General features: G+C 63.0%; 14 protein-coding genes. 8 read left to right on the forward strand and 6 right to left on the reverse strand.

The window, feature by feature from the left end:
- Nucleotides 1-19: 19 nt before the first annotated feature.
- The 3 genes from QRN04_RS13690 to QRN04_RS13700 are packed head-to-tail and all read left to right on the forward strand — an operon-like array spanning nt 20 to nt 2,377.
- Entirely contained in the window at nt 20-313 is a 294-nt protein-coding gene (locus QRN04_RS13690) for a YciI family protein (protein WP_284976572.1), read from the forward strand.
- A 59-nt stretch (nt 314-372) separates the two neighbouring features.
- Nucleotides 373-1,539, forward strand: a complete 1,167-nt coding sequence (gene ispG, locus QRN04_RS13695; protein ID WP_284976573.1) for a flavodoxin-dependent (E)-4-hydroxy-3-methylbut-2-enyl-diphosphate synthase — start codon at nt 373-375, stop codon at nt 1,537-1,539.
- A complete protein-coding gene (locus tag QRN04_RS13700) occupies nt 1,502-2,377 on the forward strand; it encodes a GNAT family N-acetyltransferase (protein ID WP_284976655.1) in 876 nt (291 codons plus the stop codon). Before ispG ends, QRN04_RS13700 begins: the two co-directional genes overlap by 38 nt.
- Nucleotides 2,378-2,405: 28 nt before the next feature.
- On the opposite strand, the gene QRN04_RS13705 is transcribed toward QRN04_RS13700, so the two are convergent.
- Genes QRN04_RS13705 through QRN04_RS13715 form a run of 3 tightly spaced genes read right to left on the reverse strand, consistent with a single transcriptional unit; the run spans nt 2,406 to nt 4,584 of the window.
- Complete coding sequence (locus QRN04_RS13705; RefSeq protein WP_284976574.1) at nt 2,406-3,017, reverse strand: TetR/AcrR family transcriptional regulator; 612 nt, start codon at nt 3,015-3,017, stop codon at nt 2,406-2,408.
- Nucleotides 3,014-3,757 (reverse strand): ABC transporter permease, encoded by a 744-nt coding sequence (locus QRN04_RS13710; protein ID WP_284976575.1) that lies wholly within the window; start codon nt 3,755-3,757, stop codon nt 3,014-3,016. The genes QRN04_RS13705 and QRN04_RS13710 overlap by 4 nt, the downstream gene beginning before the upstream one ends.
- An 8-nt stretch (nt 3,758-3,765) precedes the next feature.
- Nucleotides 3,766-4,584: an ABC transporter ATP-binding protein gene (locus QRN04_RS13715; protein ID WP_284976576.1), complete on the reverse strand. Its 819-nt coding sequence runs from the start codon at nt 4,582-4,584 to the stop codon at nt 3,766-3,768.
- Nucleotides 4,585-5,093: 509 nt separating this feature from the next.
- On the opposite strand from QRN04_RS13715, the gene QRN04_RS13720 reads away from it, so the two are divergent.
- Together QRN04_RS13720 and QRN04_RS13725 are read left to right on the forward strand one after the other, a co-directional pair.
- On the forward strand, nt 5,094-6,905 hold the full coding sequence (locus QRN04_RS13720; protein WP_284976577.1) for a proline--tRNA ligase: 1,812 nt from the start codon (nt 5,094-5,096) through the stop codon (nt 6,903-6,905).
- On the forward strand, nt 6,902-7,699 hold the full coding sequence (locus QRN04_RS13725) for a sulfite exporter TauE/SafE family protein (RefSeq protein WP_284976578.1): 798 nt from the start codon (nt 6,902-6,904) through the stop codon (nt 7,697-7,699). Before QRN04_RS13720 ends, QRN04_RS13725 begins: the two co-directional genes overlap by 4 nt.
- Before the next feature lie 46 nt (nt 7,700-7,745).
- Here the strand turns inward: QRN04_RS13725 and QRN04_RS13730 are convergent, their stop codons facing one another.
- The 3 genes from QRN04_RS13730 to QRN04_RS13740 all read right to left on the reverse strand — a co-directional run bounded on the left by QRN04_RS13730 (nt 7,746) and on the right by QRN04_RS13740 (nt 10,682).
- A complete protein-coding gene (locus QRN04_RS13730; protein WP_284976579.1) occupies nt 7,746-8,768 on the reverse strand; it encodes an aminoglycoside phosphotransferase family protein in 1,023 nt (340 codons plus the stop codon).
- Nucleotides 8,769-8,802: 34 nt separating this feature from the next.
- Nucleotides 8,803-9,531, reverse strand: a complete 729-nt coding sequence (locus tag QRN04_RS13735) for a VIT1/CCC1 transporter family protein (protein ID WP_284976580.1) — start codon at nt 9,529-9,531, stop codon at nt 8,803-8,805.
- A 119-nt stretch (nt 9,532-9,650) separates the two neighbouring features.
- Nucleotides 9,651-10,682: a DUF4439 domain-containing protein gene (locus QRN04_RS13740; protein ID WP_284976581.1), complete on the reverse strand. Its 1,032-nt coding sequence runs from the start codon at nt 10,680-10,682 to the stop codon at nt 9,651-9,653.
- A 171-nt stretch (nt 10,683-10,853) separates the two neighbouring features.
- Between QRN04_RS13740 and rimP the strand changes: the two genes are divergently transcribed.
- The 3 genes from rimP (at nt 10,854) to QRN04_RS13755 (ending at nt 12,963) form a co-directional block, all read left to right on the forward strand.
- Entirely contained in the window at nt 10,854-11,465 is a 612-nt protein-coding gene (rimP, locus tag QRN04_RS13745) for a ribosome maturation factor RimP (protein WP_284976582.1), read from the forward strand.
- Complete coding sequence (gene nusA, locus QRN04_RS13750) at nt 11,465-12,445, forward strand: transcription termination factor NusA (RefSeq protein ID WP_284976583.1); 981 nt, start codon at nt 11,465-11,467, stop codon at nt 12,443-12,445. The genes rimP and nusA overlap by 1 nt, the downstream gene beginning before the upstream one ends.
- A 176-nt stretch (nt 12,446-12,621) precedes the next feature.
- Entirely contained in the window at nt 12,622-12,963 is a 342-nt protein-coding gene (locus QRN04_RS13755) for a YlxR family protein (RefSeq protein ID WP_284976584.1), read from the forward strand.
- Nucleotides 12,964-13,102 lie beyond the last annotated feature (139 nt).

Below are 13,102 nucleotides of genomic sequence, written 5' to 3' on the forward strand. Positions count from 1 at the left end.
GGCGGGATAGGCTAGTCCCATGACTGTTTTTGCCGTTGAGTACGTATACGTCGCAGAATCCGATGCCATCCGTGATGAGACCCGGCCAGCCCACCGAGCTTGGCTCGGTGACTTGGCTGAGGCTGGACAGCTGTTGGCCAGCGGCCCGTACGGTGACGGTGCCGGAGCGCTCCTGGTGTTCAAGGCCGCAGGCGAAGCCGCCCTTACCGATCTCCTCATGAAGGATCCGTTCGCTGAGGCCGGGGTCATTGCCGGCATCCGTACCACCGAGTGGTCTCCCGTCATCGGCCTTCTGGCTGAGCACGCTTCCTAAAAGGCCCTTCACCCCAACGATTCACCACACAACGATCCACCCCAACCCAAGGAGTCCACGTGACCTCGGTCAGCCTGGGAATGCCAGCCGCCCCACCCCCCGTCCTGGCGCCGCGCCGCAAGACTCGCCAAATCAAGGTAGGGTCCGTTGGCGTTGGATCAGACTCACCCATCAGTGTGCAGTCCATGACCACAACCCCCACCACGGACATCAACGCAACACTGCAGCAGATCGCCGAACTGACGGCTTCCGGTTGCGACATTGTCCGCGTTGCGTGCCCCTCTGCCGATGATGCCGAGGCGTTGCCGATCATCGCGCGCAAATCCCAGATCCCGGTCATTGCGGACATCCACTTCCAGCCGAAGTACGTCTTTGCCGCCATCGAGGCCGGGTGCGCGGCAGTCCGCGTGAATCCAGGAAACATCCGTAAATTCGATGACCAGGTCAAAGAGATCGCGGCCGCAGCCAAGGATCACGGCACCTCCATCCGGATCGGCGTCAATGCCGGTTCCCTGGAGCCGGGCATCATGAAGAAATACGGCAAGGCCACTCCGGAAGCCCTGGTTGAATCAGCCGTCTGGGAAGCCTCGCTCTTCGAAGAGCACGGCTTCCACGATTTCAAGATTTCCGTCAAGCACAACGACCCCGTGATCATGGTGGCCGCTTACGAGATGCTCGCCGAAAAGGGCGACTGGCCCCTGCACTTGGGCGTCACGGAAGCGGGGCCGGCGTTCCAAGGCACCATCAAATCCGCCACCGCCTTCGGTGCGTTGCTCTCCCGCGGAATCGGCGACACCATCCGTGTTTCGCTCTCAGCTCCGCCGGTGGAGGAAATCAAGGTCGGCAACCAGATCCTGCAGTCCTTGAACCTGCGCCCACGCAAGCTTGAAATCGTCTCCTGCCCGTCGTGTGGCCGCGCCCAGGTTGACGTTTACACGTTGGCCGAGCAGGTGACCGCCGGTTTGGAAGGCATGGAGGTCCCGCTCCGGGTCGCTGTCATGGGCTGCGTCGTCAACGGTCCCGGCGAAGCACGTGAAGCTGATCTCGGCGTCGCCTCCGGAAATGGCAAAGGCCAGATTTTCGTCAAGGGTGAAGTCATCAAGACTGTGCCCGAGAGCCAGATTGTTGAGACACTGATCGAAGAAGCCATGCGCATCGCTGAAGAGATTGGGGAGGCCGGTGGCGAAGATGCTGTCAAAGGCGGCCCCGTGGTTAGCGTCTCGTAACGGGACCGGCCTGGGAGTCAGGGTGCTCGGCAGTGCCGACACCCCGGCTCTTCGTGCTCTGGCGCAGGAAGATCCGGTGGCGAACGTCTTCATCCTGGCGCAACTGGACAGTACCGGGACAGCGGCTCCAACCAGCGCCGGCGCAAGTATTTTTGGAGTGTTCGACGACGGAAACCTTCTGGGCGCCTGCTGGGCCGGGGCTAACCTGGTTCCGATCCAGCTGGACCCGGCGTTGGCCCGGCACGTCGCAACCGCGGCCCATCAGACAGGCCGCCGCTATGCCTCGATCTTCGGGTCCGCTGAGTCCGTGCTGGCCCTGTACTCGGTTTTCGAACAGTTGGGCCACCCGGCGCACGAAGTCCGGTCATGCCAACCACTCCTTGCCATATCGGGAAGCCCGGCCATCGGTGCGAACCCGGCGCTGAGCGTTGCCACCATGGACGATTTTGACCGCCTCCTGCCGGCCTGCGCGGCGATGTTCGAGGAGGAAGTCGGCTACTCGCCGTTTCTCGGTGGCCAAGAGTTTTACAGTCGACGGGTGGCAGGCCTCATCAGGCAAGGGCACTCGTTGGTACATATCGAGGACGGCACCGTGGTCTTCAAAGCCGAACTCGGTGCTGTGACTCGTAACGCCACGCAAGTTCAGGGTGTATGGATGAATCCCGGATTACGTGGCCACGGCCGGAGCGCCGGCTACATGGCCGCCGTCGTAAATCTGTCCCGCACGTTCGCCCCGGTGACGAGCCTGTACGTGAACGATTACAACGCCAAAGCACGGGCAGCATACGAGCGTGTTGGTTTCGAACAAGTTGGTACCTTCGCGACGGTGCTCTTCTAGGCCCAGCGAGCTACATGGGCGATGCGGGCTACAAGGGGGAGTCGAGGTCGCCGGTGAGGTACCGCTGGATGTTTGGGGCCACCATGCGGATCACGTCCTCTTGCGTTGCGGAGGCGATCGGCTCCAAGCGCACCACATAGCGGACCAGCATCAGGCCCACCACCTGCGTGGCCACGAGGTTGCCGCGCATCCTTACCTCTTGGGCAGGGCCTGGAAGCCCCACCATCAAGCGCGTCAGGATGGTCCTGTTCACCATCTCGCGCATGAGGGCGGTCTTCGCCGTGGAGCCCAGCGTTCCGCGGACAAACGCGATGAGGCCATGGTGGGCCGGGCCCTCCCAGAGGAGCAGCACCGCCCGGACAATCGCCTCCGCGCGCCTGCTTGGGCTCGAGGTTTCGACGTCGGCAAGGAACACCGCAGGGTCCGCCGGCAACTCGACGCTGGAGGCGAACAACTCGTCTTTCCCCTTGAAGAAGTGGTGCACCATGGCCGGATCCACGGCGGCTTCCCGCGCTACCTGCCGCAGGCTGGTGCCGTCAAAGCCCTGTTCGGCGAACAACTTACGCGCGGCAGCAAGGATGTCGTCACGGGAGTGATCGCCGGCGCTGCGACGGCCTCGCCGGACCCCCTGGAAGCTCACTTGGTTTGCCGCCGCAGGGTCAGGGATGCGAGGACGAGGACCACGAGCACGATTCCGGCCATGATCAGCGTGTCTTGCCACATGGCGGAAGTCGCCTCGGCATTGGTGGCGATCTCCTTCAGCGCATCTACCGAGAACGTCAAGGGCAGAACCCCGGAGATCGCGTCCAGGACGTCGTTCATGTGGTCGCGGGCCACGAAAAGGCCGCAAAGGAGGATCTGGGGCACCACCACCACTGGCATGAATTGGACGGCTTGGAACTCCGTGCGTGCGAACGCCGAGCAAAACAGGCCGAGCGCGACGCCAAGTACTGCGTTGATCACCGCAATCAGTACAACCAGCCCTGGGCTGCCTTGGATATCCAAGTTGAAAACCCAGTAAGCCACGGCGGTTGCCACCACGGACTGGAGTGCCGCCATGATGGAAAACGCGAGCGCGTAGCCGAAGAGCAGATCTGCCTTGTGGATCGGCGTCGTCAGAAGGCGTTCCAGGGTGCCGGACGTCCGCTCTCGCAGCATTGTGATCGAGGTGACCAGGAACATCACAACGAACGGAAAGATTGCCAGCATCATCAGGCCGACCCGGTCGAAAGTCCGTGGCACGCCGGGCGGAAGGGTCTCGTTCTCGTACAGGAAGTAGACGGCGGTCAGCAACAACGCCGGCACCACGAGGATGAGTGCCACGCTGCGGTGATCGTGCCGGAGCTGTCCCAAGACGCGGGTGGTGGTTGCCAGGGTCATTCGGGGGTTCATCGTGCCACCGGACTTTCGTTGTGCCCATCATCGAGGTTGGTTCGGTCGGAGGTTTTGATCATGGTCAGGAATGCCTTCTCCAGGTCATCGCTTCTGCCACGCTCAGCGAGTTCGGCCGGTGTCAGGTGAGCCAGGAGCAGACCGTCCCGAAGGAGCAGCAATGATGAACAGTGCGATGCTTCCTCCATGACGTGGCTTGAGACCAAAAGCGTGGTCCCGTAAGCCGCCATGGCGCTGAAGCGTTCCCAGAGTTCGGCGCGAAGAACCGGGTCCAGTCCCACCGTGGGCTCGTCCAGCACCAGCAGCTTGGGATGGGAAACCAATGCGCAGGCCAAGGAAACGCGGCTGAATTGGCCTCCGGAAAGGTCCGACGCTTTCTGTTTCGCGAATGACCCCAGCCCGACGGCGGCAATCGCCTCGGCAGCATCGGCGGCCGTTGCCCCGTGCATCGCTCCGAAGTACTTGACGTTGGCTTCGACGCTGAGGTCGCCATAGACGCTGGCGCCTTGGGTGACGTATCCGACGTCGTGCCTCAGGGGGGCGCTCCCCGCCGGAAGTCCGAGGACATTGATGGATCCGCTGGTGATCCTTTGGACCCCTACGATGGCGCGCATGAGAGTGGTCTTGCCGCTTCCCGAGGGGCCCAGAAGTCCAGTGATCTGCCCGGCGCCGACGGTGAAATCCAGTCCGCGGAGGATCTTGGTGCGTCCCCGCGAGATATGAAGGCCAGCTGCGGCGATGGCTTCCTTCTGTCCAACGCCGGCCCTTGGGGCCGCATCGGCTGGTCGGACGTTGTGGTGTGCGATGTGGGACATGCCGGCCTCCGTGAATGCACGTAATTCATCACCTGATGAATTAAAAAGATATGCCCGCCAGCGGCAACGGTCAAGGGGAGTGCGACAATGTCGAGCCATAGAGAAATCGCCTTCTTGAAAATGTGGCTGCAATCACATAAGTTCGTCCCAAGCCGTGTCGTTGGGGCGCGGATGGTTGATGGGGGATTCATGACAATGACCTTGAAGGGTGCCGCGGGCAGCCACACCATCCTGAAGCTCGGCAGTAACCAACGCATCCCAGTCGCAGGTGATTCCGTTCCGCTGGAGGGAACGGAAGACTAGTCACACGACAGAGCCTGCGGCCGATCGGCCGCTGAGCCACGCCATCGCAGGATGACCAGCCGGAAGCGGCCAGGGGCTTCCAGACGCGACGGCGTGGCTCTTCTGTTGTTACCGGCGCCTGTTGGTTGCGGGGCGCGGAGTGCGGAACCGGTAGATTGGTAGGCAGTTGATTTCGCCACATCTGCCATAGAAACGGATACGAACACGTGGTCCTTCGTCTTTCCCAGCTGTTCCTGCGCACCTTGCGCGAAGATCCCGTCGACGCCGAGGTCGCAAGCCACAAGCTCCTGGTCCGGGCCGGCTATATTCGCCGCGCCGCCCCCGGGATCTACACGTGGCTTCCCTTGGGCCTGAGCGTCCTGCGGAAGGTCGAGGAGATCATTCGCCAGGAAATGGCCGCAATCGGGGCCCAGGAAGTCCACTTCCCGGCGTTGCTGCCGCGCGAACCTTACGAGGCCACCAATCGGTGGACCGAATACGGCGAAGGTCTTTTCCGTCTCCAGGACCGCAAGGGTGCGGACTACCTCCTTGCCCCCACGCATGAGGAAATGTTCACGCTCCTGGTGAAGGACCTGTACTCGTCCTACAAGGACCTGCCGCTGAGCCTGTACCAGATCCAGAACAAGTACCGCGACGAAGCCCGTCCCCGGGCAGGCCTCCTGCGCGGACGCGAGTTCATCATGAAGGACTCCTACTCGTTCGACGTCGACGACGCCGGCCTGGACGCCAGCTACGCAGCCCACCGTGCCGCTTATGTGAAGATCTTCGAGCGCCTCGGCCTGGAAGTTATTCCGGTGGCTGCCACGGCAGGCGCCATGGGTGGATCCAAGAGCGAGGAATTCCTGTTCCCAACCGAGATCGGTGAGGATACCTTCGTCCGTTCAGCCGGCGGCTACTATGCCAACGTCGAGGCGGTCACCACTGTTGTTCCGCCGGAGATCGACTTCACCAACGCGCCCGCCGCCCAGGTGATGGACACTCCGAACACCCCGACCATCGATACCCTGGTGGATGCGGCGAACTGCCTGGCTCCGCGCAGCGAGTCCGACGGCGGCGCTTGGGCCGCTGCTGACACGCTCAAGAACGTGGTTCTTGCCGTGACGCTGCCAACCGGTGAGCGCCAGATCGTTGTTATCGGCGTGCCGGGCGACCGTGCGGTGGATCTTAAACGGGTAGAGGCCAACATCGGTTCCTTCTTGCCGATTGCCGGTGAAATCGGGCTGGAAGCTGCCAACGAAGAAGACCTCAAGAAGCTGCCTTGGCTCGTCAAGGGCTACATCGGCCCCGGCCTGTCCCTGACCGAACCTGTTCTGGGCCTTGAAGGCTCGTCCAAGGTGCTTTACCTGGTGGACCCCCGGGTTGTCTCCGGTACCAGCTGGGTCACCGGCGCCAATGCTGGGGGCAAGCACGTGTTTGGGTTGGTGGCCGGCCGTGACTTCACGTGGGATGGCGTCATCGAATGCACCGAAGTCCGGGCAGGGGATCCCGCACCTGACGGCTCCGGTCCGCTGGAAACCGCCCGCGGCATCGAAATGGGTCACATCTTCCAGCTGGGCCGCAAGTACGCGGAGGCCCTGGACCTGAAGGTACTGGACCAGAACGGCAAGCAAGTGGTGGTCACCATGGGCTCCTACGGCGTCGGTGTAACGCGCGCGGTAGCCGCCTTGGCTGAAGCTAACCATGACGATCGCGGCCTCGTATGGCCCCGGACGGTCGCCCCTGCGGACGTCCACGTTGTGGCAGTGGGCCGCGGTGAGGAAATCTTTGCGGCGGCTGAGAAGATCTCGGCCGAGCTGGAGGCAGCAGGACTCGACGTCATTTACGATGACCGCCCGAAGGTATCACCCGGCGTAAAGTTCGGTGATGCCGAGCTCGTCGGTGTGCCGACCATCCTGGCTGTTGGGCGTGGGCTCGTGGACGGTGTGGTGGAGGTCAAGGACCGCCCCACCGGCGGAGCCGAGAACGTTGCCGTAGACAAGGCCGTGGACTACGTGGTCAACGCCGTACGAAGCCGGTGATTTCCGGCTTCGAATCAATCGAGCTGACCACCCTCATCCTCATCGTGGTGGCAGGATTCGCAGCCGGGTGGGTTGACGCCGTGGTAGGAGGCGGGGGGCTGATCCAGCTCCCCGCCCTGCTGTTGGTACCTGGCATCACGCCCGTCCAAGCTTTGGCGACGAACAAAATGGGCTCTATTTTTGGCACCACCACCAGCGCCGCCACCTACTATCGCCGGGTGGGGCCGGACCTGAAGACTGCAGTTCCGATGGCCGTTATCGCGTTGGCCGGCAGCTTCTGTGGAGCCATCCTGGCCGCGTCGCTTCCCGCGAGCGTGTTTAAGCCCATCATTGTGGTGGCCCTGATCGCCGTCGCCATTTTCACTGCCCTTCGGCCCGGCGCCGGTGAGCTCACAGCGTTGCGCCACGAGGGCCACAGGCATTACGTCGTGGCGTGCCTCATTGGGGCGGTGATCGGTTTCTACGACGGAATGATCGGGCCGGGGACCGGTTCCTTCCTGGTTATTGCGTTGGTTTCGGCCATGGGATACGCGTTCTTGGAGGCCAGCGCCAAGGCCAAAATCGTTAACATGGCCACTAATGCCGGTGCCCTGATTTTCTTCCTGCCCCACGGCGCTTTGATGTGGGGTGTGGGGCTGGTCCTGGGGCTTGCCAACATGGCCGGGGGCTACTTGGGTGCCAGGGCGGCGGTGTCCCAGGGGAGCAAGTTTGTCCGGATCGTGTTTTTGATCGTGGTCGCTGCGCTGATCATCAAACTGGGCCTTGACGTCTGGAACGACAACGTCGCCAAGTGACGTGTTGGGCGGCATCCTGGTGCCGTTTGGCCTGCCGGGGGTTTGGTCAGGCTGCCTCGCCCGGGGCGGGCAGGGCGTGTGCCGGCGGAAGCCCGTCCAGGGTCTTGCCTGCCAATGTGCTGGCCACCCAGAGCGAACGGGCTAAGTCTGCCTCGTGTCCGGCCTTCCCGGCATAAGCCACAGCATTTTCCACCTCCCGGGCAATGGTCCACTGCCGGGCCGTTTCGGGGTCCAGACCCGCGGCCACACTGAAGTCGTGGCAGCGCTCCAAGAGACCCTCCTCAGGACTGTTCCGCGGCAGCTCCCGGATCCGGTTCCACAAAATCGGAGCCACCGCGAACTCTGCCTCACCGATTTGGGGCTGGGGGTCGATGGCCAGGTACGCGCCTCGCCTTGATTGCTCATCAGGCATCGTGGCGAGGATGTTCATGAAATGAAGGTCCGTGTGAACGAGCACGTCCGTGCCTGAGCGGCGTCCCACGGCTCCCCGCGTCTGGCACACTTCCAGCGCCGCTTCGAGAAGCCATCTGGGAAATGGCCGGTCCAAGCGCTCCCAATCCGCTGGCAACTCATCGCTCCATCGCTCCGCAGTGGCCGCAATGTGATCCAGGTCAGCCCACTCAGCGCGGTCATCCGGCTCAATGGAGAGCTGACGCATAATGGCGCCCCAAATGTCCCGGGACTCATCCAGGGTCGCGTCTTGGAGCCGGCGCGAGGCGTCAAGCCGTTCGAGCACTGCCGAGCAGTCTGAGGCTTCTGATGCCAGGAGCCGTACTGCTCCGCGGCCTTCCCATAGTGCCAGCGCGTGCTTTTCCGCCATCGCTTCCTCGTGCGGAAAGGCAATTTTCAAGGCAGCGCGTTGACCGCCTTGGCGGACCACCGGAACTACGAGTGCGCCGTGGCCATTCCACGGTTCTTGGCCGGGGACGAGGTCTATGCCGAGATCCCAACGATCCAGCGCCCCGGCGATCAGCCCTGGCAGGCTGGCCAACCAATCCCGTCCAGCAGAGCTGCGGTTGTAGCGGGCATGCAAATCACCAGGAATGGGCACGATCACTCGAAGGTTCACGCGATCAGCTTAACTCCGGGCCAGCGCACTGCCCTTAGAAAACGCCGCTGGCCCCCAGCAGGGTTCCGATGGAGAACGTTGCCGCCAGGGCCAGAGCCCCGCCTAGGACAACGCGGACCGCAGCCCGCAGCCGAGGTGCCCCGCCGATCCAGGCGCCGACCGCGCCAGTGATAGCCAGTGCGATCAAAACCGCGGCGAATGTGAGCGGGACGCGCATACCGGCCGGTGGCAGGAGCATGGCAAGCAAAGGCAGCACCGCCCCCAAGGTGAACGCCACAGCAGAGGCGAACGCGGCGCTCCAAGGACTGACGATGTCGTCCTCATGGATGTTGAGTTCCGCTGAGAGGTGGGCCGCCAAGGCGTCGTGTTCCGTGAGTTCTTCTGCCACGGAGCGGGCTGTTTTAGGGCTGAGGCCCTTGCTCTCGTAAATAGCCGTCAACTCGTCGAGTTCCTCCTCGGGCTGCTCGTCGAGTTCACGGCGCTCCTTCTCTATCAGCGCTCTTTGGGTGTCGCTTTGGCTGCTGACCGACACATATTCGCCAAGAGCCATGGAGATTGCGCCACCCACCAAGCCGGCTACACCGGCCGCCAAGATGTTTCCCGTGTTCGTGGTGGCGCCAGCAACGCCTACCAGGATGGAGGCGACGGAAACGATACCGTCGTTGGCGCCGAGGACGCCGGCACGCAGCCAGTTCAACCTGTGCGCCAAATCATCCCGATGGGGCTCGTTCTCATGCTTAGCGGTGGTTTCGATGGAGGCCATGCATCAAGCCAAGCACCAGCCAGCCCTCAAGGCCAGCATGGCTAGGCTCGCCTACTTTCGCTTACCCTTGCTTATCTTTGCCCGTCTCTTCCCCTATTCCCGGTTTCCCCACGTCTTGACTACCGCGACGGGATGGCAGAGGTCGTCGGCAACGTGGGCAAAGAACCCGGCTGGAGGTTTATCCCCGGCAACTCAGGCAGCGCCGCTCCCCATTGCTGTCCTCGCCGTCCGGTCTGCAGCAAGTTTTCCAGGGCCCAATCCCGGGCTGGCCCGGAGGACAACGCGATCAGGTCACCCCAGACGGTCAGGGAGCCAATTTCCAGCGCGCCCAGGGACGCCGCAGGGTCCCTGCTGAACCCTGCGTCAAGGCGGTAGCCAGCCTCTGGCATGGGAACTCCGGTGCACTCCGCGCGGGTCAAGTCTTCAGCCTGTTTGAGTTGTGATTCGTGGTCCTGCAAGCCTTTTGCGGCCGATGCCGCATCGGCTCCGCCTAAGCGTTTGAGGGCGACCTGGTACAGGTAAACGGCCCGGTGGCCCGCAGCCACGGTGGCTGCCAAGGCTGCAGGTGTGGACGCTTGGGCGGACTCGGCCGGGGGAGTGGCCGACTGGCAGGAAGCCTTGGCGGTTGGGCTGGTGGAAGGCTCGTTGGCCGCCGCCGTCGACGACGGGGCCGGCAACTGCCAAAGGGTAGCCAGTTTGCCCGACTCCAGTAACTGCGCGGATCCGACGGCGGCCAGCAGCCGCGCGATCCCGCCGTCGGCCTTGCGTGCGTCGTCCATCCGACGTCGGCCGCTGGCGGCCAGGTCCGACACAAGGTCCGCGGCGTTAGCGGCGGGAGCACCTGGGCCAGTGACAGTGCCCGTCGAAGCTCCGCTAGGCGAACGCCCATCCGGCAAGTCTCCATCCGGGCCAAGGAGGGCGCTGGCATGGGTTGTCAGCAAAGTCACAACATCTTTTAGCGCGGCCTCTTTAGCATCGCCCCCTCCACCGGCGGGGCTCCCGGTGAGGGCCAAACGTGCCGATGACTCACGAAGCCGCACGGCATCCGTCAACGCGCTGATGCGCGCAGTAGCAGAGAAGGAGAGTGGGGCGGGAGCGGCGGATTCACGCGGAACCAGAACCATTCCCGTGCCCAGAACGAGGAGTGCCACCAAGGACAGGAGGAGGACTTGTCCCCACCTCTGCCCAGTTTGTCTTTCGCTGCTCCGCCCGTTCACAACTCACCATCGTGTCATGGCGGCGGTAAGGTCCGTGCACCAAGCGCCTCCGAAAATCGTTAGGCTAGTAGTCACAACAACATCTATCGGGAGGCGGCGAGCATCGTGAGTGACTCGGAAGCCACGGCTTCAACGGACCGGACAGCATCGAACTCGTCGGCCACCATCCACAACCCGGAGGAAAGCAGGCTCAAAGCGCTGCTTGGGCCCGCCGTCGTCGCCAGCAGGCTCTTCCTCGAAGATGTAGCCATCCATGTTGCGGGATCGCACCGGACCGTCCACGTCGTCGTCGACCTGCCGCAGGAACAAACCGGTGGTGTCAGTCTCGATGCCATCGCGGAGGTCTCCAAGGCTTTGTCGGATATTCTGGACAACGATCCCCACGATGACGGACGTCCATACGACCTTGAAGTTTCCTCGCCCGGCATTGGCCGTCCGCTGACCGAACCGCGCCACTGGCACCGCGCCCGCGGTCGCATGGTCCGGGTCAACGTCAAACAAGGCGAGAACCTTCTGGGCAGGATTGCGTCCGTTGGCACCTCGGACGTCACGCTCATCCCCGAGCATGAAGTCAAGAAGGGCATGAAGCCCAAGCAAGGTGACCCCATCACCATTCCTTTCGACAGGATCCGCCAAGGAAAAGTCGAGATAGAGTTCAGCCACCTCCCCGAGGCTGCGCTGGAAGACGAACACAATGGACCTTCTGAGGAGGCCTAATGGATATTGACATGAGCGCACTGAGACTCCTGGAGCGTGAGCGTGAAATCCCGCTGGATCTCCTGATTCCCACCATCGAACAAGCATTGCTGGTGGCCTACCACAAGACGCCCGGTGCCTTCGAGAAGGCCAGGGCGGAGTTGGACCGCAAGAGCGGCCACGTGACCATTTGGGCCACCGAAATTGACGACGACGGCGAGCCGATCGGCGAGTTCGAGGACACGCCGGCGGGATTCGGCCGCATTGCGGCAAGCACGGCGCGGCAAATCATCCTTCAGCGCCTCCGCGACGTTGAAGATGACAACGTGCTCGGCGAGTTCAAGGGCCGCGAAGGTGAACTCGTAGCCGGAATGATCCAGCAGGGCAACAACCCGCACATGGTCCAGGTCAACCTCGGCACCGTGGAGGCACTCCTGCCGCCGCCCGAGCAGGTTCCCGGCGAAAAGTACACGCACGGAAGCCGTCTGCGTGCCTTCGTCATTGACGTGCATCGCGGGGCAAAAGGTCCCTCGATTACGTTGTCCCGCTCGCACCCGGGACTTGTTCGCAAGCTCTTCGAAATGGAAGTTCCGGAGATTGCGGACCACTCGGTCGAGATCGTGGCACTGGCTCGCGAAGCCGGTCACCGCACCAAGATCGCCGTCAAAGCAAACGCTCCGGGCATCAACGCCAAGGGTGCTTGCATTGGCGAGATGGGTTCGCGGGTCCGGGCCGTCATGACCGAACTCAACGACGAAAAGATCGACATCGTCGACTACAGTGACGATCCCGCCACCTTCATTGGCAACTCACTCTCGCCGTCGCGGGTGAATTCGGTCACCATCACGGACGAAGCCACCCGCTCGGCCCGCGTGGTAGTTCCGGATTACCAGTTGTCGTTGGCCATCGGCAAAGAAGGCCAGAACGCACGACTCGCCGCGAAGCTGACCGGTTGGCGGATCGATATCGTGTCGGACGCAGCGGCCGCCAAGAACCAGTAGTCGTACAGCCGTTTCGGTGCCGTGGTTTCGGTGTCGCGGTTTCAGTACTGCGGCGCCTTGGGGCTAGACTAGAAGTAACCGGGCTTACCTCCGGTATCCGCGCGCCTCGGTGTGCCTCGATTGCTTGTGCAATCCGGGCATCGGGTGCCAGTAGCGTAAGGCAGGTTGGACACGTCGTGGCTGAACTGCTTGAACCCGGCCACGGCCCGGTTCGTACCTGCATCGGATGCCGGAAGCAAGGCTCCCGGTCCCAGCTTGTCCGGCTTGTCGCCCAGGGCAGCGGTTCGTCCGCGGTCATCGTCGACGTTCGACGCCGGATGGCCGGCAGGGGTGCGTGGCTGCACCCCAACGACAAGTGCTTGGCATTGGCGATCAAGCGGCGCGCGTTTGGCAGGGCCCTTCGGGGTGCCGGCGATACTGCCGCCGTCGAACGCTTCTTCCTGCCTGGCATGCCACCCGTGGAGGCCCCGGCCGTCGCGGGAAAACCGTCCAAACCTGAAAGCGGGTCAGAAAACTGATGGAAACCCGATGAGTTCCCAGCGATGAGTGCGTAACGATGACAACTTTGTTGCGCTCTGCAATGGGCCTTTCTGCCGCTCAAACGGTGAAGGCCCGCAGTAAGAAGTAGACGGTTCGTGCCTGGCTCGGTGCGGACCG

The organism is Arthrobacter sp. efr-133-TYG-104 (assembly GCF_030208915.1).
Lineage (GTDB): Bacteria > Actinomycetota > Actinomycetes > Actinomycetales > Micrococcaceae > Arthrobacter.